This is a genomic window from Acinetobacter sp. RUH 2624, assembly GCF_000162375.2.
Classification (GTDB): Bacteria; Pseudomonadota; Gammaproteobacteria; order Pseudomonadales; family Moraxellaceae; genus Acinetobacter; species Acinetobacter nosocomialis.
Map to the genome: position 1 here is coordinate 2,064,434 of NZ_KI391939.1, position 22,635 is coordinate 2,087,068.

General features: G+C 38.7%; 25 protein-coding genes. 16 read left to right on the forward strand and 9 right to left on the reverse strand.

All coding sequences use genetic code 11. From position 1 onward, the window contains the following. Positions 1-2: 2 nt before the first annotated feature. Both mltG and pabC read right to left on the reverse strand, forming a co-directional pair. Complete coding sequence (gene mltG / locus HMPREF0014_RS16365) at positions 3-1,073, reverse strand: endolytic transglycosylase MltG (protein WP_004885822.1); 1,071 nt, start codon at positions 1,071-1,073, stop codon at positions 3-5. A gap of 1 nt (position 1,074) precedes the next feature. Continuing rightward, a complete protein-coding gene (pabC, locus tag HMPREF0014_RS16370) occupies positions 1,075-1,887 on the reverse strand; it encodes an aminodeoxychorismate lyase (protein WP_004885819.1) in 813 nt (270 codons plus the stop codon). 263 nt (positions 1,888-2,150) lie between these two features. On the opposite strand from pabC, the gene HMPREF0014_RS16375 reads away from it, so the two are divergent. From HMPREF0014_RS16375 to HMPREF0014_RS16400, 6 genes are all read left to right on the forward strand, one after another. After that, a complete protein-coding gene (locus HMPREF0014_RS16375; protein ID WP_002052521.1) occupies positions 2,151-3,158 on the forward strand; it encodes a sulfate ABC transporter substrate-binding protein in 1,008 nt (335 codons plus the stop codon). Positions 3,159-3,188: 30 nt separating this feature from the next. After that, positions 3,189-3,797 carry an alpha/beta hydrolase gene (locus tag HMPREF0014_RS16380; RefSeq protein WP_004885816.1) on the forward strand — a complete coding sequence of 203 codons (609 nt, stop codon included), beginning with the start codon at positions 3,189-3,191 and terminating at the stop codon, positions 3,795-3,797. Positions 3,798-3,877: 80 nt separating this feature from the next. Then, complete coding sequence (gene cysT / locus HMPREF0014_RS16385; protein ID WP_004885813.1) at positions 3,878-4,711, forward strand: sulfate ABC transporter permease subunit CysT; 834 nt, start codon at positions 3,878-3,880, stop codon at positions 4,709-4,711. Then, positions 4,708-5,592 carry a sulfate ABC transporter permease subunit CysW gene (gene cysW, locus HMPREF0014_RS16390; protein WP_004707525.1) on the forward strand — a complete coding sequence of 295 codons (885 nt, stop codon included), beginning with the start codon at positions 4,708-4,710 and terminating at the stop codon, positions 5,590-5,592. The genes cysT and cysW overlap by 4 nt, the downstream gene beginning before the upstream one ends. An 11-nt stretch (positions 5,593-5,603) precedes the next feature. Beyond that, the gene (locus tag HMPREF0014_RS16395) at positions 5,604-6,665 is read left to right on the forward strand and encodes a sulfate ABC transporter ATP-binding protein (protein ID WP_002052588.1); all 1,062 of its coding nucleotides are present in this window, start codon (positions 5,604-5,606) and stop codon (positions 6,663-6,665) included. A gap of 71 nt (positions 6,666-6,736) precedes the next feature. Beyond that, positions 6,737-7,660, forward strand: a complete 924-nt coding sequence (locus tag HMPREF0014_RS16400; RefSeq protein WP_002052645.1) for a CysB family HTH-type transcriptional regulator — start codon at positions 6,737-6,739, stop codon at positions 7,658-7,660. 86 nt (positions 7,661-7,746) lie between these two features. Here the strand turns inward: HMPREF0014_RS16400 and carO are convergent, their stop codons facing one another. After that, on the reverse strand, positions 7,747-8,496 hold the full coding sequence (carO, locus tag HMPREF0014_RS16405) for an ornithine uptake porin CarO type 1 (RefSeq protein ID WP_004885810.1): 750 nt from the start codon (positions 8,494-8,496) through the stop codon (positions 7,747-7,749). 285 nt (positions 8,497-8,781) lie between these two features. On the opposite strand from carO, the gene dapD reads away from it, so the two are divergent. From dapD to HMPREF0014_RS16445, 8 genes are all read left to right on the forward strand, one after another. Next, on the forward strand, positions 8,782-9,603 hold the full coding sequence (gene dapD / locus HMPREF0014_RS16410; protein ID WP_002052807.1) for a 2,3,4,5-tetrahydropyridine-2,6-dicarboxylate N-succinyltransferase: 822 nt from the start codon (positions 8,782-8,784) through the stop codon (positions 9,601-9,603). Positions 9,604-9,681: 78 nt separating this feature from the next. Further along, positions 9,682-10,392, forward strand: a complete 711-nt coding sequence (gene queE / locus HMPREF0014_RS16415) for a 7-carboxy-7-deazaguanine synthase QueE (RefSeq protein WP_004885803.1) — start codon at positions 9,682-9,684, stop codon at positions 10,390-10,392. A 40-nt stretch (positions 10,393-10,432) separates the two neighbouring features. Then, positions 10,433-11,104, forward strand: a complete 672-nt coding sequence (gene queC, locus HMPREF0014_RS16420) for a 7-cyano-7-deazaguanine synthase QueC (RefSeq protein ID WP_001247780.1) — start codon at positions 10,433-10,435, stop codon at positions 11,102-11,104. Positions 11,105-11,117: 13 nt separating this feature from the next. Further along, positions 11,118-11,534, forward strand: coding sequence for a hypothetical protein (locus tag HMPREF0014_RS16425; protein ID WP_002052853.1), 417 nt, complete (start codon positions 11,118-11,120; stop codon positions 11,532-11,534). 91 nt (positions 11,535-11,625) lie between these two features. Further along, entirely contained in the window at positions 11,626-12,312 is a 687-nt protein-coding gene (locus HMPREF0014_RS16430; RefSeq protein ID WP_004885797.1) for a diphthine--ammonia ligase, read from the forward strand. Positions 12,313-12,329: 17 nt separating this feature from the next. Then, positions 12,330-12,791, forward strand: a complete 462-nt coding sequence (locus tag HMPREF0014_RS16435; RefSeq protein WP_004885795.1) for a peroxiredoxin — start codon at positions 12,330-12,332, stop codon at positions 12,789-12,791. 121 nt (positions 12,792-12,912) lie between these two features. Next, positions 12,913-13,482 carry a CAP domain-containing protein gene (locus tag HMPREF0014_RS16440; protein ID WP_004885791.1) on the forward strand — a complete coding sequence of 190 codons (570 nt, stop codon included), beginning with the start codon at positions 12,913-12,915 and terminating at the stop codon, positions 13,480-13,482. 11 nt (positions 13,483-13,493) lie between these two features. Next, positions 13,494-13,856, forward strand: coding sequence for a glyoxalase/bleomycin resistance/extradiol dioxygenase family protein (locus tag HMPREF0014_RS16445; RefSeq protein ID WP_004885789.1), 363 nt, complete (start codon positions 13,494-13,496; stop codon positions 13,854-13,856). Positions 13,857-13,867: 11 nt separating this feature from the next. Here the strand turns inward: HMPREF0014_RS16445 and HMPREF0014_RS16450 are convergent, their stop codons facing one another. Beyond that, a complete protein-coding gene (locus tag HMPREF0014_RS16450; RefSeq protein ID WP_004885787.1) occupies positions 13,868-14,443 on the reverse strand; it encodes a nicotinate-nicotinamide nucleotide adenylyltransferase in 576 nt (191 codons plus the stop codon). Positions 14,444-14,552: 109 nt separating this feature from the next. On the opposite strand from HMPREF0014_RS16450, the gene HMPREF0014_RS16455 reads away from it, so the two are divergent. Next, positions 14,553-15,353 carry an enoyl-CoA hydratase-related protein gene (locus HMPREF0014_RS16455; protein ID WP_004885783.1) on the forward strand — a complete coding sequence of 267 codons (801 nt, stop codon included), beginning with the start codon at positions 14,553-14,555 and terminating at the stop codon, positions 15,351-15,353. Here the strand turns inward: HMPREF0014_RS16455 and HMPREF0014_RS16460 are convergent. Further along, on the reverse strand, positions 15,350-15,667 hold the full coding sequence (locus tag HMPREF0014_RS16460) for an NIF3 1 (protein ID WP_004707506.1): 318 nt from the start codon (positions 15,665-15,667) through the stop codon (positions 15,350-15,352). The two genes, HMPREF0014_RS16455 and HMPREF0014_RS16460, sit on opposite strands and share 4 nt — an antisense overlap. A gap of 68 nt (positions 15,668-15,735) precedes the next feature. Beyond that, the gene (locus HMPREF0014_RS26440; protein WP_023188229.1) at positions 15,736-15,861 is read right to left on the reverse strand and encodes a KGW motif small protein; all 126 of its coding nucleotides are present in this window, start codon (positions 15,859-15,861) and stop codon (positions 15,736-15,738) included. A 171-nt stretch (positions 15,862-16,032) separates the two neighbouring features. Here HMPREF0014_RS26440 and HMPREF0014_RS16465 point away from each other — a divergent pair, with 171 nt between their 5' ends. Beyond that, complete coding sequence (locus tag HMPREF0014_RS16465) at positions 16,033-16,626, forward strand: hypothetical protein (RefSeq protein WP_004885775.1); 594 nt, start codon at positions 16,033-16,035, stop codon at positions 16,624-16,626. Here HMPREF0014_RS16465 and HMPREF0014_RS16470 read toward each other — a convergent pair. From HMPREF0014_RS16470 to purL, 3 genes are all read right to left on the reverse strand, one after another. Beyond that, complete coding sequence (locus HMPREF0014_RS16470) at positions 16,621-17,094, reverse strand: hypothetical protein (protein WP_004885773.1); 474 nt, start codon at positions 17,092-17,094, stop codon at positions 16,621-16,623. The two genes, HMPREF0014_RS16465 and HMPREF0014_RS16470, sit on opposite strands and share 6 nt — an antisense overlap. A gap of 123 nt (positions 17,095-17,217) precedes the next feature. Continuing rightward, positions 17,218-18,432 (reverse strand): multidrug effflux MFS transporter, encoded by a 1,215-nt coding sequence (locus HMPREF0014_RS16475; RefSeq protein ID WP_006581320.1) that lies wholly within the window; start codon positions 18,430-18,432, stop codon positions 17,218-17,220. An 82-nt stretch (positions 18,433-18,514) separates the two neighbouring features. Next, complete coding sequence (gene purL, locus HMPREF0014_RS16480) at positions 18,515-22,348, reverse strand: phosphoribosylformylglycinamidine synthase (protein ID WP_004885769.1); 3,834 nt, start codon at positions 22,346-22,348, stop codon at positions 18,515-18,517. Between the last annotated feature and the right edge of the window lie 287 nt (positions 22,349-22,635).

A 22,635-nucleotide genomic window follows, 5' to 3' on the forward strand; every position in this document is an offset into this window, starting at 1 on the left:
CCTTATTTCTTCGATCTCAACACGGATAAGTACTCTTGCACCGCTTGATTATGAGCCTGTAAATCTGCTGTAAATTTATGGCCACCATTACCAGTTGCCACAAAATAAATATTATTTGAGTCATCTGGATGTAGTGCTGCTTCAATTGCTTTTTGACTTGGCAAAGCAATTGGTGTTGGCGGTAGGCCATTAATTGTATAGGTATTATATGCGGTTGGTGTACGTAAGTCTTCGCGACTGATCTTACCCTTATAGTTATCACCCATTCCATAAATCACGGTTGGGTCAGTTTGTAAACGCATACCAATTTTCAGACGGCGTACAAATACACCAGATACTTGCTCAAGCTCACTATCTACACTTGTTTCTTTCTCAACAATTGAAGCCATAATTAAAGCTTCATACTTATCTTTATAAGGTAAGTTTGGTGCGCGATTTGCCCAAGCAGTATCTAAAGCTTTCATTTGATGATGATATAAATCGGTGAGGATTTTTTTATCAGTCTCACCCTTTGCGAAGAAATAAGTGTTAGGCGCAAATAAACCTTCCGGATGATGATAAGGAATACCTAAAGCCTTCATAAGCTGGTCATCTGGTAAATCGAGTATTGTATTTTTTACATTTTTATCATTTTTGAGTGCAGTAATAAGCTGTTTAAAAGTCGTACCTTCAATCACCAAAATACGGTTCATCTGAGCATTATCAGCATTAGACAACATCTCCAATACTTGTCTTACACTCATTCCCTGTTCGATTTCATACACACCAGCTTTCATGCTGTCATGAATCATAAACTTTTGATAAAGCTTAAGTACAATTGGGAAATGGATTTTATTTTCTTTGGCTAAACGATCAATAAAACCAGAATAGGTCTCACCTGATGTGATCGATAGCATCTGCTTTTTCCCTTCAACAGGATAAGCTTTAAATAAACTTGACCACAAAATAGCAAAAATAGAAATTAAAACGATAAAAAAGCCAATCAGCACCAACTTTTTAGGAAAATGAGATGCTGTTTTCTTGCTCTTTTTTTTAGCATTTTTTGCTTTCGCGTTCACAGGTGGCTTCGGCATATTAATGAATCTGATTCAAGTTAAGATTATGAAATAAATTTAGGCACGCCTGTGAATCTAGAGTTTGTTCACCGATTTGAGTAACCACTCGCATTGGATGTAAAGCATTACAAAAGAATAGACTCTGTATTTGTGGCACTTCATCTAATTCAATTATTCTGACTTCGCAGGCAATTCCATGGTGCTGCATACGTGCCAAAATTTCTGCACGCATCACACCGTGGACGCCATTATAGCGAAGTTCCGGTGTAATCCATCTATCATTTAAACGAATAAAACAATTACTGCTTACCCCTTCAACAATATAACCTTGTACATCAGATACTAATGCTTCTGCCCACCCTTGTTGATCTGCTTCTTTTTTTAGCAATACCTGTTCTAGACGGTTTAAAGATTTAAGTCCAACTAGACTCGGCATGGTTAAACCTAAGGCCTGATTTAAAACCCCGCACTGTATAAAGTCGGGTTGGAATTGCTCCAGTGCTTTTGGATAAAACCAGACATAAATATCTGCCTCATGCTTTGGTAAAGTATAACCACGATCACCTTCACCGCGGCTAATCACAATTTTTAAAGTGCCGTTGAGCACAAGGTTTTGTTGGTATAAATGCTGCAAACTCTGTTCAATTAATTCAAAATTTGCAATTAAAGCTAGTTTTTGACAAGCAAGTTTTAGACGTTCCCAGTGACGAGCTTTAAGCTCTATCTCATTCTGAAAAACACGAATTGTGCTAAAGCAACCATCTCCATAATGAAATGCTCGGTCTAGTAACGGAATGGTTTCAACAGGTTGTCCATTTTTAAAACACCACATGTTTAATCCGTCCTTTATTTAAAAACCGCTCAACAATACAACACCATTCATTTAATTAATAAACGACTGATTTTTAAAAATTATACCGATTTAGTTTGAACTTTTGAAACTTGTTATATATCAAGATTTAAGAATAGTTTATCCATTTTTATTATTTCTATTTTTTTCATATTAAATTCGTTTTTTATTATTTTTTTAGAATAAAGACTAGCGCTATTCTGCGTTCATGTTTTGAACATTTCGTATTTTTGAGGGGTTATCTCATGCGTTTTTCTCAATTAAAAGTTGGGGTTATTGCTGCGCTTCTTTCTGTTTCATCATTTGCAGCGCAAGAGTTTTTAAACGTTTCTTACGATCCTACTCGTGAGTTATATACAGACTTTAATAAACAGTTTGGTACTTACTGGAAGCAGCGTACTGGTCAAGACATTCAGTTTAAGCAATCACACGGCGGTTCTGGTAAACAGGCTCGTGCAGTAATTGATGGCTTAAATGCTGACGTTGTGACATTAGCACTTGCAGCTGATATTGACGAAATTGCTGAAAAAGCAAAATTACTTCCAACTGATTGGCAAAAGAAGTTGCCACAAAACTCTACACCATACACATCAACAATCGTGTTTTTGGTACGTAAGGGTAACCCTAAACAAATTAAAGACTGGGGTGACTTAATCAAACCAGGTGTAGAAATTATTACACCAAACCCGAAAACTTCTGGCGGTGCTCGTTGGAACTATCTTGCAGCTTGGGCTTGGGCAAAACATCAACCAGGTGGTAACGATGCTAAAGCACAAGAATATGTCCGCCAAATTTATAAGCACACTAAAGTTTTAGACTCAGGTGCACGCGGTGCAACAACAACTTTTGCTGAACGTGGCATTGGTGACGTATTGCTTGCTTGGGAAAACGAAGCTCATTTAGCTGTTCGCGAACAGCCAGGCAAGTTTGAAATTATTACCCCATCTCTATCTATTTTAGCTGAACCACCAGTTGCTGTTGTTGAGAAAAACGCTGCCAAAAAAGGCAACCTCACCATCGCGAAAGGTTACCTCAACTACCTGTACTCACCTGCTGGCCAAGAAATTGCAGCACGTAACTTCTACCGTCCGCGTAATGCAGCTGTACTCAAAAAATACAGCAATGTATTTAAACCATTGAAACTCGTGACAATTGATAAAGAGTTTGGCGGTTGGACAAAAGTACAAAAACAACACTTTGATAATGGTGGTGTTTTCGATCAAATCGTGAAAATCAATAGTGCAGAGAAGTAATTCTTTGTACTAACGATAAGGAGAACAGACATGACTCACTCTGTAATTGTCCCAGGTGTAGGTGGAAGTGAACATCAACATTGGCAATCTTGGTTGCAGCGTCAACTCGTGTCTAGTTCTCGTGTTGAGCAAAAAAACTGGGATAGACCCGTATTAAGTGAATGGATTGAGCAATTTGTTAAAACAGTTCAAGCAGTACAAGCACCCGTACAAATCGTTGCGCATAGTTTCGGTTGCTTAACCAGTGTTGCTGCTTTGGCTGAGCATCCTGATTTACAACTTCAAGTTAAAAAATTAATTTTGGTTGCTCCTGCAAATCCAGCACGTTTTGGTGAAGCAGGTTTTGCCCGCCATAGCCTGACTGACTACAAAGATTATTTTCATCAGTTAAAAATTAATGTGCCTACAACACTACTGATTAGTGAAAATGACCCTTGGCTAGATTTTTTCGATGCTTTACAACTTGCTAAAGCTTGGCAATTAGACCCGATTAATCTTGGACAAGTTGGGCATATTAATGTTGCGTCTGGTTTTGGCCCATTTCCTGACTTACTGAACTATCTACTTCCTGAAGACTCGATGTGTAGCCACTCATCTATTGATCCGGTAAAGACACATTTCTCTTTGAAATTTGCTTAATACCCAGCTTTATACCGCGCCGTTTATCTTTATTTATTCGCTTACTGGTTTCAGCAGGCTTTTCTCTTTGAGGAAATATCATGTCGCAGCGATCCCGAGTGCTGCCTGGGTTTGGTCTATCATTGGGCTTCACCCTCGCCTACGTTTCTCTTATTGTGCTTATTCCATTAGCCGCAGTCTTTATCAAATCATTTGGAATCGGATGGGACGGACTATGGGAAATTTTAACCTCTGAACGTATTTTAAAATCGCTTCAACTCAGCTTTAGTTCAGCTTTAATTGCGGCGTTTATTAATGTTGTTTTCGGACTACTTTTAGCTTGGTGCCTTGTCCGTTATAACTTTCCCGGAAAACGTCTAGTTGATGCTTTAGTAGACTTACCTTTTGCACTACCAACGGCAGTCGCAGGTATTGCACTCACTTCGCTTTATGCTCCTACTGGCTGGATTGGTCAATATTTAGAACCACTTGGTATTCATGTTGCATATACCCCTATCGGGATTACGCTAGCTTTAGTGTTTATCGGTATTCCTTTTATTGTTCGAACCGTTCAACCGGTATTAAGCGATATTGAAACTGAACTTGAAGAGGCGGCTTCCGCACTCGGTGCAAATCGTTGGCAGACCATTACTAAAATTATTTTACCAATACTACTCCCTGCCCTATTTACAGGCTTTGCTTTAGCATTTGCTCGCGGTGTAGGTGAATATGGTTCTGTAATTTTCATTGCAGGAAACCAGCCGTTTAAAACTGAAATTGCCCCGCTCATGATCATTTCGCGCCTTGAAGAATATGACTATGCAGGTGCAACGACTATTGCAGCAGTAATGTTGGTTCTCTCTTTCATTATTTTATTTGTCATTAACTTACTTCAAGCATGGGCAAACCGTCGTACAGGGAGAAATATCACATGAACCTACATACCGACAGCAATGCTCTTGCTTTGAAATTGCAATCTCGTGATGCGACACGTGAACCAACTTGGGTACGTTATACGCTCATTACAATTGCGCTGATCTTTTTCCTTAGCTGCCTCATGCTGCCACTTATTCTGGTTTTTGTTGAAGCATTTAAACAAGGCCTTGAAGTCTATGTTCAAGCTTTAATTGATCCAGATACCCTGTCAGCAGTGAAATTAACATTACTCACCGCAGCAATTGCCGTTCCGATTAATGTGATTTTTGGTGTTGCAGCAGCATGGGCTGTTTCTAAGTTCCAGTTTAAAGGCAAAGCAGTTTTAACCACCATTATTGATATGCCCTTTTCAGTTTCACCTGTTATTGCAGGTTTAATGATTGTACTGATTTTTGGTGCTCAAGGTTGGTTAGGCGGCTGGCTAATGGATCATGACATTAAGATTTTATATGCCGTACCTGCAATTGTTTTAGCGACCATCTTTATCACAGTTCCATTTGTTGCACGTGAGTTAATTCCTCTTATGGAAGCGCAAGGAACAGAGGAAGAAGAAGCAGCTATTGTACTCGGTGCATCAGGTTGGCAAACCTTTTGGAAAGTCACTCTGCCTAACATTAAGTGGGGTCTGATTTACGGTGTGATTTTGTGTAATGCCCGCGCAATGGGTGAGTTTGGCGCAGTATCGGTAGTTTCGGGACACATCCGTGGTGAAACCAATACTCTGCCACTGCATGTTGAAATTTTATATAACGAGTACACCTTCAGCGCAGCCTTTGCCGTGTCCTCATTGCTTGCTTTCTTAGCCTTATTAACACTGGTATTGAAAACTTGGTTAGAACTACATCAAGACAAACCAGAACCGCATTCAACTGATTCGTAAGGAATGAAATCATGAGTATTCAAGTTAAGAATATTGAAAAACACTTTGGTGCATTCCATGCGCTTAAAAATATTTCCCTAGACTTTCCAGAGGGCGAGCTGGTTGCGCTACTCGGACCATCTGGTTGCGGTAAAACCACACTACTTCGTATTATTGCCGGCTTAGAATCGGCCGATGGCGGTCAAGTATTACTTGAAGGCGAAGATGCAACTAATGTCCATGTTCGCGAACGTCAAGTTGGCTTTGTATTTCAGCACTATGCTTTATTCCGCCATATGACTGTATTTGACAATATTGCTTTTGGCTTACGTGTTCGCCCTCGTGCCACACGTCCTTCGGAAGCTGAGATTAAAAAACGTGTTACTCGCTTGCTTGACCTAGTTCAACTGGGCTTTTTAGCAGACCGCTACCCTGCTCAGCTTTCTGGTGGTCAACGTCAACGTATTGCCTTAGCGCGAGCACTCGCTGTAGAGCCTCGTGTGCTATTGCTTGATGAACCATTTGGCGCACTTGATGCCAAAGTCCGTAAAGAACTACGCCGCTGGTTAAGGAACTTGCATGATGAGCTGCATATCACTTCAATTTTCGTAACCCATGATCAAGAAGAAGCACTTGAGGTAGCTGATCAAATTATTGTGATGAATAAAGGTAACGTCGAACAAATTGGTTCGCCGCGTGAAGTTTACGAAAAACCTGCCACACCATTCGTATTTGATTTCTTAGGTCAAGCAAACCGTTTTGAAGGCGAACATGCTGGCGGTATTATCCGTATTGGCAATGATCGTATCGAATTACCGACTACAGTTCAGGCACCGCAAGGAAAAGTGATTGCTTTTGCCCGTCCGGATGAGTTACATATTCATTCGCAACCACAGGCAAATACAATTGAAGCAACTTTTGTACGTGAAGTCTGGATTGCTGGAAAAGTAGTGGCGGAATTACAAGATCGTAATGGACGTTTAATTGAGATTGCTTTGAGCAGTGAAGCTGCAAAACAACATGCATTTAAACCGAATCAAACTGTTTGGGTGAGTGCATCTCAACTTCACCTATTTGCAGATCAAGTTGCTTAAGGAATTATTTGGTGAGGAGCCATCTCGCGGAATTTAAAGCCGTTCCTCACCTCTTTCGAGGAAAAGTGTAAATGAACTTTCAACAATTAAGAATTATCCGAGAAACAGTACGCCAAAACTTTAATTTAACGGAAGCATCTGCCGCGTTATATACCTCTCAATCAGGTGTAAGTAAACATATTAAAGATTTAGAAGATGAGTTAGGTGTACAACTTTTCGTTCGTAAAGGTAAACGTTTACTTGGTTTAACTGAACCAGGCCAATCGCTACTTAGCATTGTGGAACGTATGCTTGTAGATGCAGAAAATATTAAACGTCTTGCAGATGACTTTAATAAAGTGGACGAAGGTACTTTAACAATTGCGACAACGCATACTCAAGCGCGTTATGTGCTACCACCGATTGTCAATCAATTTAAAAAGCTGTTCCCTAAAGTCCATTTGATTTTGCAACAAGCCAGTCCTGTCGAAATTGCAGAAATGCTTTTACAAGGCGAAGCCGATATTGGTATTGCGACAGAGTCTTTAACCACTGAAGAAAACTTAGCAAGTATTCCATACTATCAATGGCAGCACAGTATTATTACTCCGCAAGATCATCCACTTGCAAAGCTCGATAAAATCGATCTTGATGCTTTATCTGAATATCCATTGATTACTTATCACGGTGGTTTTACAGGTCGCTCTAAAATTGATAAAGCATTTGAAGATGCTCAAATTGATGCAGATATCGTAATGTCTGCACTTGATGCCGATGTTATTAAAACTTATGTTGAACTTGGTATGGGAGTCGGAATTGTCAACGATGTTGCCTATGATGCGGAACGTGACTATCGTTTAAAGCAAATTAAAACTGATATCTTTGGTGTTAATACTACATGGATTGCTGTTCGCAAAGGTCACTTATTACGCGGTTACGGTTATGAGTTTATTTCTTTATGCTCACCTGATGCTGACATTAAAGCGTTGAAGAAAATTGCTTATCCAGATGAATAAGAACTGCAAAAAAATAAAAGAGCTTTTTAGCTCTTTTATTTTTATCTATAAAAAAACGAGCCGAGGCTCGTTTTTTCTTTAGGATCTTACCAGTAGAAGTTCACACCAACTTTACCCACTGGTAACCATTTGTATTTGTCATCGTTACGGATTTTGTTTGCTTCTTTATCAACTGCATCTTGTGGAAGCGTAGTATTACCTGTTACAGGTGCAAGGTTATATTGCGTTAACTGAACTGTTGGATTACCAGTATAGTAAGCACCTACTTCACCGAATACGCCCCAGTTTTTATTGATTTTAGGTGCGAAACCCAAACCAACGTAAGGAGCAATATCATTATCATACTTCATTTTACCGCGAACACCGCCTTCCTGACCGGCAGCTGCTTGCTGATAAGTATTACCATCGATTGTTAATGTTCCACCATTACCAATACGTTTAGCAAGATCATAATCATTATCTAAGTAAGCAGCACCTGCAGCGATATATAAGCCTTGAGCCCAACGGTTAGTACTTGCACCCCAAGGACGAATCTCAGCATTTAAATAAACGTTGTTATTGTCCATATCTAAGTCGTACTTAGTGCCATTTACTGACACATCATCACGCCAAGAAATATCACCGCCGTTATAACCCAATGCTAAACCTACATATGGGTTTGCTTGCCATAATAAAGCACCACCGTAACCTGTAGTACCTACCTCAGCACGAACACCTACTGGAATTAATTGGTTTTTATCGAATGCATAACTGTCATGAACAACAGCTTCATCTGCCATTGCAGCACCAGCAGCAAGTAAAGCTGTAGTTGTCACTAAAACACGTAATACTTTCATCGTTTTCTCCTCAAGAAAAGGCTCTGTTTTTAATTTATTCAGCTTGTGACAAAAATTATATTCAAGAGCATAGATTCTTTTTTATACAAAAACTGCTAGATTTCTGTTATTTTTTGATACAAATTGAGTTAAATTTTTATTTTCAAATCATTTTTGTGTAAAAAACACTTGATTATCTAATAAGCTTTTCCACTTTAACTCTCGCTTTAAACGTAACACGTTTTTTCAAAGATTCTTGTCACAAATTAGTGTAAAATCTTTAAAATTTTTTATGGAAGGAAGATCATGTCTCAGCTTTCTACGATCATTGAGCAAGCATTTGAAGACCGCGCAAACTTTACTGCAGCAGATTGCTCAAGCGAAATTCGCCAAGCTGTTGAAGAAGCAATTGCTGGATTAGATAACGGTACACTTCGTGTTGCAGAGAAAATCAATGGTGAATGGGTTGTTCATCAATGGTTAAAAAAAGCTGTTTTATTATCATTTAAACTAAATGACAATAAACCAATCGAGTCATGTGATCTTCGTTTCTACGACAAAGTTGAAACTAAATTCTCTGGTTGGACTGAAGAGCAATTTAAAGCTGCTGGTGTTCGTGTTGTTCCTCCTGCTGTTGCTCGTCGTGGTAGCTTCCAAGCTAAAAATGTGGTGTTAATGCCATCTTATGTCAATATTGGTGCTTATGTAGATGAAGGTACAATGGTTGATACATGGGCAACTGTAGGTTCATGTGCTCAAATCGGTAAAAACGTTCACTTGTCTGGTGGTGTTGGTATCGGTGGTGTTTTAGAGCCATTACAAGCTAACCCAACTATTATTGAAGACAACTGCTTTATCGGTGCGCGTTCTGAAATCGTTGAAGGCGTTATTGTTGAAGAAGGTTCAGTCATTTCAATGGGCGTTTTCATTGGTCAATCAACCAAAATTTATGACCGTGAAACTGGCGAAATCCATTATGGCCGCGTTCCTGCTGGTTCAGTTGTTGTACCAGGTAACATCCCGTCTGCTGACGGTAAATACAGCTTATACGCTGCAATTATCGTGAAAAAAGTTGATGCGCAAACACGTGCAAAAACAAGTTTGAACGATTTGTTACGCGCTGACTAATTTCAGTTTGATCAAGCATCTCTACGGTCAACACTGATCGTAGAGATTTTATTTTTTATATAGTGTGGTATTTCTAGAATGGCTTCCTTACGTTCCTCTGCAATTCCTGTCTCTGACCCTGCGTCTGGTTTACGCATTACCGAGATTTTTTACTCGTTGCAGGGTGAAGCAAATGCCTCTGGTCTACCGACTGTATTTATTCGTCTCACAGGTTGCCCTTTACGTTGTAGTTATTGTGATACCACCTATTCTTTTGAAGGAGGTGAACGTTTATCACTAGAGCACATTATTGAAACGGCTGAAAAATATCAAACGCCTTATATTTGTGTAACTGGTGGCGAACCTTTAGCACAGCCAAATTGCTTAATTTTATTACAACGTTTATGCGATGCCGGTTTTGACGTTTCTTTGGAAACCAGTGGCGCGCTCGATGTGTCAAAAGTAGACCCACGTGTTTCTAAAGTTCTCGATTTAAAAACTCCAACTTCTGGTGAAGAACATCGTAATCTCATCAGCAATCTTGACTACCTAACTTCACATGACCAAATCAAATTTGTGATTTGTAATCGTGAAGACTATGAGTGGTCAAAACAACAAGTTGAACAATATCAACTGCAGAACAAAGTCAGTACCGTTTGGTTCTCCCCTGCCTTTGCAGTTGAAAAAGGTGCTGTTGGCCTACCACGTTTAGCACGTGATCTGGCACAGTGGATACTGGACGATAAACTGCCTGTTCGTTTCCAGCTACAGTTACATAAACTGCTCTGGAACGATGAATCAGGTCGTTAATCATTCAATAAAACAAATCATTCCGAATATGGAGAAAAATATGCGCCCTCGTGCCATTGTTTTACTTTCAGGCGGCTTAGACTCAACCACTTGCCTAGCTTGGGCACAAGCGCGCTATGAATGTATCGCTATTAGTTTTATGTATGGTCAACGCTCAACCACTGAACTTGATGCAGCAAAAGCATTAGCGCAGCGCGCAGGCGTTGAACATCGTGTTATTAATATCGATTTAGCCAATTTAGGTGGATCTGCACTTACAGACCATAACATTGCTGTACCAGAACAATTACAAGAAGGCATTCCTGTAACTTATGTACCAGCACGTAACACAATTTTCCTCTCTTATGCCTTAGCAGCAGCAGAAGTTTTCAATGCTGAAGCGATTGTTATTGGTATCAATGCTGTTGATTATTCAGGATATCCTGATTGTCGCCCAGAATTTATTGATGCTTTTGCCAATATGGCTCGTTTAGCAACTAAAGCTGGCGTTGAAGGAAAACCACTTAAATTTGAAACACCCCTGTTACATTTATCCAAAGCGAATATTATACGTTTAGGGATTGAACATGGCGTAGACTATAGTCAAACGGTATCTTGCTATCAAGCAGATGCTCAAGGACGTGCGTGTGGCAAGTGTGACAGTTGCCGTTTGCGTAAAGAAGGCTTTATCGATGCTGGTGTCACCGATCCAACACGCTATATACCGCAATAAGTAGGTAAAATTTATGAAGTTGTTAAAATCAAATCTTATTCTTTCATCTTTATTCTCAGCAGCTGCACTTATGGCTGGTTCAGTTCATGCAGCTGATAACCCAGTTCAAGCAGCATATAAAAGCACTAACGTTAAAGGTGCATTAATCAACGTTTGTAAAGACCAAACTGCAAAAGGCGGTAAATTAAGCTCAGCTGAAGTTAGCAAATTCTGTAGCTGCCAAGTGGAAGCACAAGGTAAAGTGACTGAAGCACAAAAATGGGAAATCCAAAGCGCAATCAATGCGAAGAAAAGCCCAAGCTCTTTAGCTTTTGTACAACAACAAAACCGTGATCTTAAAGCATGTTTCGGTCCGCAGTTAACAACTAAGCTTGAAAAATTAACTGAAGAAGCGATGAAAGCAGCTCAACAACAAGCTCCTAAAAAATAAGCTTTTGTTGCTCCAAATTAAGCCTGCATTTATGCAGGCTTTTTTTATAGCTCTGTTAAAATGACACTGACCTCATCATTCGAAATAAACCATGCAAGAACAATGGAAAACCAACGCACATAACAGACAGTCAATTGTCTCCTTTAGTGGAGGTAAAGACAGTTCTCTTGCACTGTATGATGCAATGCGAACTGGGAATGTAATTGGTTTAATCGTTATGCTGGAAGAACATGGCCAACGCTCCCGTTCCCATGCTATGCCACTTGATATTATTCAAGCACAAGCGAAAGCAATTGGCTTACCCGTGTTTATGGCTTCATCTAGCTGGAATGACTATGAAAGTAAATTCATTAACTTATTGAATGAAGCTAAACAAAAAGGTGCAGAAGTACTGGTTACAGGTGACTTAGATATGCCTGAACATGGCTGTTGGCATGATCGCGTCACTCAAATGGTTGGACTTAAACTAGGAATGCCACTTTGGCTACGCCCTCACCGTGAAGTTGTTGAAGAGTTTATTCAACTTGGATTTCAGAGCATCATTGTGACCGTAAACCTTAAACTCGGGATGAAGGTAGAAGATTTAGGTCAAATGTTATCGCTAGAGTATATACAGGAACTTGAAAACCGCGGAATTGATCCATGTGGTGAGGGCGGCGAATTCCATACCACTGTCATTGACGGCCCAATTTTTAACAAAGCTATTCCTGTAAGAAAACTCGATATTGTTTATCATGAAGAATATGCTTTTCTACCACTTGAATTAGATCGAATTTAACTTTTAAAGGATAAGAAATGTCTGAAAATATTCAACTACCAAATCAGGTTTTCCCAACTACACACGGCGAAGTGAATTTAGCTGAAGTCGACAATGAATGGCTGATTATTTACTTCTACCCTAAAGATTCAACTCCAGGCTGTACCACACAAGCTGTCGGTTTTTCTTGTTTAAAAGACCAGTTTGATGCTTTGGGTGCTCGTATTTTTGGAGTATCACGTGACTCAGTAAAAGCCCACCAAAACTTTACAGAAAAACAGGCACTGACCATTGATCTCATTAGTGATAAAGAAGAAGTGCTTTGTAATCACTTTGATGTCATTAAAGAAAAGAATATGTATGGAAAAAAAGTAATGGGTATCGAGCGCTCTACTTTTATTTTCCATAACAAAACTTTAGTTAAAAGCTATCGCAAAGTAAAAGCTGCTGGACATGCAGAACAAGTTTTAGAAGACTTAAAAGCATTACAAACGGCTTAATAAGCTTGAGCAACAAAAAAGCGGGTTTAAGACTCGCTTTTTTACATGTACAAAAATTACTCATATATTTTAATTTGGCGTATGATAAAAATATTAAAATAATTCGAACTCAAGCATTATTATGAATATACTAAAAGTTTGTACTTTATTGCCTTGTAGCCTTGTTACTGCTGCCTGCTCAGTTAACTCATCAAGCATGCCTCTTACACTGAGCTCTTCTACACCACAAGTTCAGAAATCATCTATAGAAATAAACTGCCAAGATTTACAAAACCCTGCCTACCAACAAGCTATTCTTAATACAATTAATCAAATTCGTCAGCAATCACGCCAATGTGGTCCGCAGTATTTTTCCGCAACCACTCCGCTGAGTTGGAATAATAATTTATATAAAGGCGCACTTTCTCATAGTGAAGATATGGCGACACATAACTTTCTTGGGCATGTTGGCTCGACTGGCCTCGATCTAAAGTCACGATTAAAACTTTATAATTCACTTGGTAAAGCCAACGGTGAAAATGTCGCGAGTGGGCAGAAAACTTTAAATGAGGTAATGTCTAAATGGCTATCGAGTCCCCTACACTGTAGCAATTTAATGAATCCAAAATTCACAACTTACGCAATTGCTTGTGCTTCTGACAAAACAGGTAAACAAAAGAGCTATTGGACTCAACAATTTGGTACACGTTAAAAGGAAAAATGATGCAATCAGGTTCTATTACACCAATTTTAAGAATTTTTGATGTTGATTTAGCTCGATCATTTTACCTTGAGTTTTTAGGCTTTCAGCTCGATTGGCAACACCAGTTTGAAGACAACTTTCCACTGTATTTACAGATTTCCAAAGATGATTGCATCATTCATTTATCTGAACATTTTGGAGATGCAAGTCCGCACAGCGCAATCCGTATTTATTGGGAACATATTTATGAGTTACATAGTGAACTCAGTCAAAAAGATTATAAATTTTCTAAAGCTCAGGTTGAAAAAACAGATTGGGAAACGCTAGAACTCAGTATTACCGATCCTTTTTCCAACCGAATTATCTTTTGGGCAGATGCTTAATCTATATTTAATTACTCAATTTCATCTAAGTTAGAGCGGTCATCTTGCTCAAAACGTTGTTGAAGTTTTTGGTAAGTACGTGTTTTTTTAAATTCATCTAAAAATTGAATAGTTCCAACAGGAAAAAATTCCGTTTGGATTTCACCACGATAATACGCCTCACGCATTGGTGTTGCTGAAATAGAGTCTTTTAAACTATCCAGCTCCACCATTACCCATTCTGGAAATAATCTTAAATAATAAGATGACTCATCTTTAAAGTGGCCAATTAAACCAACTTTCGAGTTCGGCTCTATCACGCCATTTACCAGTGATTTGACTTGTTTTACCCACTTCTCATCATTATAAACATCGACAACATGCACAAATCGAATACGCTTTTGCTCATCTAATGAAAAATTAGATAAAATCATTTGCTCTCGTTCAATCGCGAGAAACGGATTTTTAATATTACGTTCCATTTGAGCGGAACCTAATGCCAAAATCACATAACGGCTTTGTTGTAGCGCGATTTCGATCGTTTGCATATGTGCCAAGTGAAATGGCTGAAAACGACCTATAAAAACGAGATAATCAAATGTATACATAATGAGTTTTTCACTTTTTATGAACTCACCAGTTACGCTTATTACAAAAAATATGCGCCATAATGAGAACCTAAAAATTAACAACGTGGTTTAAAGCAAGGATAGTACGATGACACTTAGCTGTATTCAACAACCTCATCAACATTTACAAGCAAATTTAGAAGGTGGCGTACTCACCTTAGCCATAAATCGCCCAGAAGCAAAAAATGCATTATATGGCGAACTTTATTTATGGATTGCCAAAGCACTTGATGAAGCTGACCAAAATAAAGATGTACGAGTAGTCGTTCTACGCGGTGCCGAACATGACTTTACCGCTGGTAATGACATGAAAGACTTTATGGGTTTTGTACAAAATCCGAATGCTGGCCCAGCAGGTCAAGTTCCTCCATTTGTACTCCTTAAATCTGCTGCCAGACTATCAAAGCCGCTTATTATTGCAGTAAAAGGCGTAGCAATTGGTATTGGCGTTACGATTTTATTACAGGCAGACCTCGTTTTTGCCGACAATACGGCCCTCTTCCAAATTCCTTTTGTTAGCCTTGGGCTTTCTCCTGAAGGTGGCGCAAGTCAATTATTGGTTAAACAAGCCGGTTATCACAAAGCAGCTGAACTACTGTTTACTGCGAAAAAGTTCAATGCAGAAACTGCTCTACAAGCTGGCTTAGTGAATGAAATCGTTGAAGATGCTTATGCAACTGCTCAGGCAACTGCTCAACACTTAACAGCTTTACCACTTGCTTCATTAAAACAAACCAAAGCCTTAATGAAACATGATTTAGATCAGATTATTGAATGTATTGACCATGAAGCAGAAATCTTTATGCAACGCGTTCAATCTCCAGAAATGCTAGAAGCTGTGCAGGCATTTATGCAAAAACGTAAACCGGACTTTTCACAGTTTAATTAAAAATCAACTTCTATGATTTGAATAAACTCAAAGGCAGGCTCTTCGTAAGGATGGCTTGCCTTTAATGCTTTTGCTACTGCATTTGCCTTTTCTTCAAGCACAATCGTTTCAACACGCCATTCGTCAACTTGCTCAAGTTCACCTAGCTCTCCAATATAAGGATCAGCTCCTTTAACTGGCTTGAATTGCCCTATTCCTTTAACTTGCCAAGCACATTGTTCATAGTTCCCTATCCCACCTGCTCCAGCCGCAAATATAGACTCTTTAGTCGACTCAAGATGTGACTCAGGTACGTAATAAATCAGCTTTAACATGAATAGAATGACTCAAAACTAGTAAATTTGCTTTAAATCATACCCCTTAAGAAGACCACGAATCAAAGTCAGCTCATCATTGCTAGATAATTTACTCCAATAAAAAGTATTTGTATGGCAAGCGCCAAGCCAAATAAGCGCCAACCTTTATCTCTTGTGTACATCGTTCTTATGTGATTTTTGTTTTTCATCATTTTGATCTCCGATTTTTATCGTTGTTACAGAGAAAGCAAAAATTGAACCAACTTCCTTAAAGTATAATTTAATATAAATTTACCTTATCCATCGAAATATTTTTCTTATTAAATTGTTTTTTGTGTAACTTATCAAATAATATGTTAATAAATATTTAGGCCAAAAGAAAAATGACTAATTCATTCATAAATCAATGGAAGTTTTTTTATCCTAATAAACTTCCAATTTCACATTGTTTTCGACAATATTTTTCACAATTTTGGTTCCGAATTCATAGCCTTCCAGAATCAAAAAGATATGCAGATACACCTGCAGAATATGAATTATTATTAAATCGTCATAATCAAATTATTGATGACTGTTTCGATTCTAATGCTTCTATTTTTATTGTTACCGGTCATTATTTCAGCCAAAGCGATAATAATAAAATATATGATCCAACTTTAAGGCTCAAATACGAATTTCATCCAGAAAAAGAAATAAATCTAACACAAGCTAATCCCGAATATTATGATGATGACGAAGAAGATCATTTCTATAGACCGTACTCCATCAATGAAATTTGGAAAAAAAATGAACACAATGATTTATTAAAAAAGATCGCCGACGATGAGGTTCGAGCCTTTATGATTTCTTTTGAGCAAAATATAATTATTGCTCCATATGATGGTGGCATTGATATTATCATCTTTAATGATGCCAAAAGGAATGAGTTAATAAATAAGTATAACGATTGGCTTTCACCACGAGCTGATGGATTATAGAACTTTAGGAATATTAAATAACACATCTGTAATCTCTAAAGATTTTGGAGATAGATTTAATGAGAAATTATAATTCCCTATGAGTGGATGATCTTCTATTGGTAATGAATCTATATAATTTCTTTGCTTTATCCAATGAGTATGAGCCACACAATATCCATCATTGTATCTTGAAAAAGTTCTTGTACATGAATCAACAAGAATTACTCTAACCTGGAAATAATCACCATATAAAGTACCTGCTGATATTTTATGATCTTTATCAAATGCAATTTTTATGACGGCCTCAATCAAATCCTCTCTTTTTTTCTTATGAATTGCTAAATAATCATCTAGATAGCTCGAGAATTTATTATTTATTTGCTTCAAAAATTCATCATTTATGAAAGAGTTACGATTTAATAGATCAAATGTTAAGGAAAACTCACCTAGTGAAAAACAATGTGTATACAAAACACCGATTGCCAAAACCCCTCACAATCATGATAACGATTAACAAACTTATCTAGTAATACAGTTGCGGTATCTAATAATCTTTTCTTCATTTATTTAAAGACAATAATATAGAAATAAAACTTTTATCATAATTAATCAAAGATTTGCATTATCTACAATCTTTAACTGCCTCTTCTCATATACGGTCATCATAAATGCTAAACCACATAAAATGACAAAACCGCAAGTCATTGGAATTAATGTGCCGTTATATAATTGCCCAATAATAGCGGCAAGAATAAGTGACAAAACGGAGGACGCTGCACCAATAATAGCCGATGCCATGCCGGCAACATGCCCCATTGGCTCCATTGCAATCGCATTTAAATTACCAAATAGAGTTCCAAATAATAAGAACAGAATGCAGGCATAAAGCATGAACATCCAAAATGCTACAGTCACACCTATAAGTTGAATCCCTAAGAAAATGACTGAAATTAAGCAAAGACCGAGAAAGCCATAAATACAGATTGGACGCATACCAAATTTCATGACAATTTTAGAATTGGTAAATGAAGCAATGCCCATTACACCAGCAAGCACAGCAAAATAAGCACTAAATTCTTGCCCAGTTTTACCAAACTGCTGCATAAAAATTTGCTGAGAAGTTCCTAAGTAACCAATAAATCCACCAAAACAAAAGCCCGCACATAGCAAATAGCTCATGGTGGTTTTATTACTCACTACCTCTTTAAAGCCCTCTTGAAATGCTTGTAAACGCATAGGTAAACGTTTTTCAGGAAGTAGTGTCTCTTCTAATCGTAGAGCGACCCATGCCCCAACGACTAGCGCATACGCCATGTATAAAACAAAAATATCACGCCAACCAAAGAAATGAATAATAAGCTGCCCCAGACTTGGTGCAATCGCAGGAGCAACCATAAAGACCATCATGATTAAAGACATAATACGGGCCATTTGAGCACCGCTGTATTTATCTCTAACAATTGAAATAGAAGCAACATAAGGCCCAGAAACCCCAATACCTTGAATGAAGCGTCCTACTAAAAACCATTCAAAACTTTGTGTGGTAAAGCACAATAAACTTCCCAAAAAGTAAATGATGATACCGGTAAATAAAATGCGCTTACGGCCGATTGCATCGGATAGCGGTCCCGCTATAAGCTGACCTATTGTCATACCGGAAAAAATACCAATGATGACCCACTGTGTCTGATTATTATTTTTTAAGTCAAAAACTCGTCCAATCTCACCTAAGGCAGGTAAAACTGCATCTATCGAAAAAGAAACAATAGACATGAGTAATGCCATCAGAAGTGCAAACTCACGGAAATGGATTTTTGAATTCATTTTTCTTCTCTACTATTTATTTTATTCACATTGTACTACATACAAATAAGCCACCTGACGGTGGCTTATTTCAATTTTTATATTATCCAATAAACTTACGTGCATTACGGAACATACGTAACCATGCACCGTCTTCAGTCCACTCTTCTGGACTCCAAGAATGCTGGATAGCACGGAAAGTACGCTCTGGGTGCGGCATCATAATCGTTGCACGACCGTCTTTAGATGTTACACCAGTAATCGCTTCCGGCGAACCGTTCGGGTTCAATGGATAATGTTGAGTCGGGTTACCGTGACTATCAACATAACGCAATGCAACTTGATTCGCTGCATTTAAGCTTGCTATGTTAGCTTCACTCGCAACTGCACGGCCTTCACCATGTGCTACAGCAATCGGTAAAATCGAACCTTCCATACCATCTAGTAATACAGAAACAGATTTTTCAACACGAACGTTTACGCTACGCGCTTCAAAAACTTCTGACATATTACGGTGGAAACGTGGCCAGTGTTCAGCACCCGGAATAAGCGGTGCTAATTGTGACAACATTTGGCAACCATTACAGATACCTAAGCTAAACGTACCTTCACGGTGGAAGAATTGTTCAAACTGATCACGTAATTTTGCATTAAATAAAACTGATTTTGCCCAGCCACCGCCTGCACCCATTACGTCACCGTAAGAGAAACCACCACAAGTTACCAAGCCTTCGAAATCACTTAGGCTTACACGACCAGCAAGTAAATCACTCATATGTACGTCAATCGTATTAAAGCCAACTTTGTCGAAAGCTGCTGCCATTTCAATATGACCGTTTACACCCTGCTCACGCAAGATTGCCATATTAGGACGACGGCTATTAATAAACGGCGCTTCAATAGGTTCATTTAAATCAAATGTAGGTTTTGCAATTAAACCTTGATGTGATTTATCAGTAATTAAAGCAAATTCTTGATCAGCAGTTTCAACGTTATCACGTAAACGTTGGATCTGATGAGAGACTTCAGACCAAGCCTGTTGTAACTCTGCACGCTCTAGTGTTAAGCCATTTACAGATAATTGATCGGTGTTATTTACACGACCAACTACAGCAATTGCATCTTTTAAGCTAGAAGCAGCAACTTCTGCTTGTAAAGCTTCCCAATCAGCTGCTTTGATTTGAACTACTGCACCAATTTCTTCTGCAAATAAGCCCGCAGTAGTTTGGTTCTCTAATGCTACACCTAAACGTGAAGCAAACATCATTTCAGCTACAGTTGCAAGTAAACCACCATCACCGATGTCGTGGTAAGCTTGAATCAAGCCACGGTTATTCCAGTCTTGAATTAAAGCAAAGAACGCTTTGAAATCATCAAAACTATCAACATCTGGAGTGACTGAACCAATTGCTTTATATACTTGCGCAAGAATCGAACCACCTAAACGGAACTGACCTTTAGATAAATCAATACGTACAAGTACTGAATCTTCTAAATTCTTAAGTTCAGGCGTTAAAGTCTTACGAACATCAGCTACTGGAGCAAATGCAGTAATTACACCAGTCATTGGAGATGTTACAGCTTTATCTTCGCCGTTTTCATTCCAAGTGGTACGCATTGAAAGTGAGTCTTTACCTACAGGAATCGCAATTCCTAAAGCAGGACACATTTCCATACCAATTGCTTTCACACCTTCAAACAATGCTTGGTCTTCACCTTTTTGACCAGCAGCAGCCATCCAGTTTGCTGAAAGTTTGATATCGCTAATTTGTTCAATGTTTGCACATGCAATATTGGTAATTGCTTCAGCAACTGCCAAACGAGCAGACGCTGCTGGATTCAACAATGCAACTGGCGGACGCTCCCCCATTGCCATTGCTTCACCAGTGAAGCCTTGTAGGCTTGTAGTCGTTACTGCTGCATCTGCAACAGGAATCTGCCAACGACCAACCATTTGGTCACGTGCAACCATACCTGTAATTGAACGGTCACCAATGGTGATCAAGAATGACTTAGATGCAACTGTAGGATTTTTCAATACACGGAAAATGGCATCTTTCAAATCAACTTTTGAAGCGTCAAATTCGTTACCTTTACGTTCAATTGTTTCATAAGAACGTTGCATACGCGGTGTACCACCAAGCATCACTTGCATTGGGATATCAACTGCGTTGTTTTGGAACAATGGATCTTCAACAGTTAAGTGACGAGCTTCAGTTGCTTCACCTAACACGGCAAACGGACAACGTTCACGAGCACAGATTGATTCGAACTGTTCTAAAGACTCTGGACGAATTGCAAGAACATAACGCTCTTGTGCTTCATTTGACCAGATTTCCATTGGGCTCATGCCCGGCTCTAATGAAGGAATCTTACGAAGGTTAAGAACTGCACCTAACTCGTGGTCGTTTACAAGCTCAGGCATTGCATTTGATAAACCACCTGCACCTACGTCATGAATAGATACGATTGGGTTGAAGTCTTCTAAACGCCAGCATGTATCAATCACTTCTTGACAACGGCGTTCCATTTCTGGATTTTCACGTTGTACAGATGCGAAATCAAGGCTTTCACCCATTGTGCCGCTATCTACAGAAGAGGCTGCACCACCACCAAGACCGATTAACATCGCAGGACCACCCAATACAATGAGCAGGTCACCCGGTTGAATCGCATCTTTTTCTACATGGTCAGGACGAATGTTACCGTAACCACCAGCGATCATGATTGGCTTATGGAAGCCCTTCACTTCACCATTTACGTTTTGTTCGAAAGTACGGAAATAACCATTTAATGCAGGACGGCCAAATTCATTGTTAAATGCCGCGCCACCTAATGGACCTTCAATCATAATTTGTAATGGCGATGCCATACGTGAAGGTTTACCGTAGTTTTCTTCCCAAGGTTGTTCAAAACCAGGAATATTTAAGTTAGAAACTGTAAAGCCTGTTAAACCCGCTTTTGGTTTACCACCACGACCAGTTGCACCTTCATCACGGATTTCACCACCTGAACCTGTTGCTGCACCAGCAAATGGAGAAATTGCTGTTGGGTGGTTGTGCGTTTCAACCTTCATTAAAATATGAGCAGCTTGGCTCTTATATTTGTAAACAAAATGACCGTTTTCATCTGCTTTCGGATAAAAACGCATCGTGTCATAACCAACAATTACAGAAGCGTTATCTTTATATGCTGATAACACGTCAGTTGGAGATTCTTTATAGGTGTTTTTAATCATTTGGAACAATGATAATGGTTGTTTTTCACCATCAATTGTCCATTCAGAACCAAAGATTTTATGACGACAATGTTCAGAGTTTGCTTGTGCAAACATCATTAACTCGATGTCATTTGGGTTACGACCAAGTCGAGTAAATGCTTCTGTTAAATAATCAATTTCTTGTTCAGATAAAGCAAAACCAAATTCGTTGTTGGCTTTTACTAATGCTTCTTTACCTTGACCTAAAATATCAATTGAATTTAAAGGTTTTGGTGCTGTTTCTGAAAATAGTGCTTTTGCATCTTCAATTTGTGCAAAAACAGTTTCAGTCATACGGTCATGAAGTACTTGTTTTACTTCATTAGAAATTTCAGAAACACCTTTTAACGTAAATAAAAGACCACGTTCTAAACGGTGAACTGGCGTATTACAGTTTTTGAAAATGTCAGTTGCTTTAGAAGACCAAGGTGAAATAGTACCCACACGTGGTGTCACTAAAATCTGAATCTCATCACTTGCAGGTTGACGAAATTCAAAAGACTCACCGTCATTTAATAATTGCAAAGCAGATTGATGTTGCTGCTCGTTGAGCGCTTGATCAAACAAATAGACCCATTGGCTGTCAAAAGATTGAACAGAACTAATTGACGATAAACGTGTTAATAGTTGAGCTTTCTTAAAAGAAGAATGTGCTGCTGCACCGGCCACGATAAACATGTTGATTTTGGCTCCACGGGCAGGTCTTGTGAACCTTACCGCAATGTGACTTTAGAGAGAGCGCATATTCTACTGTGTCTTGCTAAAATCAGCTAGATGTAGAATCAGTATTCTGTAACCTAATTCTGCAAGAAGTGACGTGTTTTTTGTTCAAAATCATTTTTTTAATCATTCTCACTCAAAATAAATTGTTTCATGTTTATTCAATAACATAATAAAACCTGAACTAAGACAAACTATGTCGCACCACGCTAGTGCTTTTAAGTTTTTTTTGGCATGATCAGGCT

Coding starts and splice junctions, on each gene's coding strand:
- mltG (WP_004885822.1), bottom strand. CDS start 1,073: ATGCCGAAGCCACCTGTGAACGCGAAAGCAAAAAATGCTAAAAAAAAG.
- pabC (WP_004885819.1), bottom strand. CDS start 1,887: ATGTGGTGTTTTAAAAATGGACAACCTGTTGAAACCATTCCGTTACTA.
- HMPREF0014_RS16375 (WP_002052521.1), top strand. CDS start 2,151: ATGCGTTTTTCTCAATTAAAAGTTGGGGTTATTGCTGCGCTTCTTTCT.
- HMPREF0014_RS16380 (WP_004885816.1), top strand. CDS start 3,189: ATGACTCACTCTGTAATTGTCCCAGGTGTAGGTGGAAGTGAACATCAA.
- cysT (WP_004885813.1), top strand. CDS start 3,878: ATGTCGCAGCGATCCCGAGTGCTGCCTGGGTTTGGTCTATCATTGGGC.
- cysW (WP_004707525.1), top strand. CDS start 4,708: ATGAACCTACATACCGACAGCAATGCTCTTGCTTTGAAATTGCAATCT.
- HMPREF0014_RS16395 (WP_002052588.1), top strand. CDS start 5,604: ATGAGTATTCAAGTTAAGAATATTGAAAAACACTTTGGTGCATTCCAT.
- HMPREF0014_RS16400 (WP_002052645.1), top strand. CDS start 6,737: ATGAACTTTCAACAATTAAGAATTATCCGAGAAACAGTACGCCAAAAC.
- carO (WP_004885810.1), bottom strand. CDS start 8,496: ATGAAAGTATTACGTGTTTTAGTGACAACTACAGCTTTACTTGCTGCT.
- dapD (WP_002052807.1), top strand. CDS start 8,782: ATGTCTCAGCTTTCTACGATCATTGAGCAAGCATTTGAAGACCGCGCA.
- queE (WP_004885803.1), top strand. CDS start 9,682: ATGGCTTCCTTACGTTCCTCTGCAATTCCTGTCTCTGACCCTGCGTCT.
- queC (WP_001247780.1), top strand. CDS start 10,433: ATGCGCCCTCGTGCCATTGTTTTACTTTCAGGCGGCTTAGACTCAACC.
- HMPREF0014_RS16425 (WP_002052853.1), top strand. CDS start 11,118: ATGAAGTTGTTAAAATCAAATCTTATTCTTTCATCTTTATTCTCAGCA.
- HMPREF0014_RS16430 (WP_004885797.1), top strand. CDS start 11,626: ATGCAAGAACAATGGAAAACCAACGCACATAACAGACAGTCAATTGTC.
- HMPREF0014_RS16435 (WP_004885795.1), top strand. CDS start 12,330: ATGTCTGAAAATATTCAACTACCAAATCAGGTTTTCCCAACTACACAC.
- HMPREF0014_RS16440 (WP_004885791.1), top strand. CDS start 12,913: ATGAATATACTAAAAGTTTGTACTTTATTGCCTTGTAGCCTTGTTACT.
- HMPREF0014_RS16445 (WP_004885789.1), top strand. CDS start 13,494: ATGCAATCAGGTTCTATTACACCAATTTTAAGAATTTTTGATGTTGAT.
- HMPREF0014_RS16450 (WP_004885787.1), bottom strand. CDS start 14,443: ATGTATACATTTGATTATCTCGTTTTTATAGGTCGTTTTCAGCCATTT.
- HMPREF0014_RS16455 (WP_004885783.1), top strand. CDS start 14,553: ATGACACTTAGCTGTATTCAACAACCTCATCAACATTTACAAGCAAAT.
- HMPREF0014_RS16460 (WP_004707506.1), bottom strand. CDS start 15,667: ATGTTAAAGCTGATTTATTACGTACCTGAGTCACATCTTGAGTCGACT.
- HMPREF0014_RS26440 (WP_023188229.1), bottom strand. CDS start 15,861: ATGATGAAAAACAAAAATCACATAAGAACGATGTACACAAGAGATAAA.
- HMPREF0014_RS16465 (WP_004885775.1), top strand. CDS start 16,033: ATGACTAATTCATTCATAAATCAATGGAAGTTTTTTTATCCTAATAAA.
- HMPREF0014_RS16475 (WP_006581320.1), bottom strand. CDS start 18,432: ATGAATTCAAAAATCCATTTCCGTGAGTTTGCACTTCTGATGGCATTA.
- purL (WP_004885769.1), bottom strand. CDS start 22,348: ATGTTTATCGTGGCCGGTGCAGCAGCACATTCTTCTTTTAAGAAAGCT.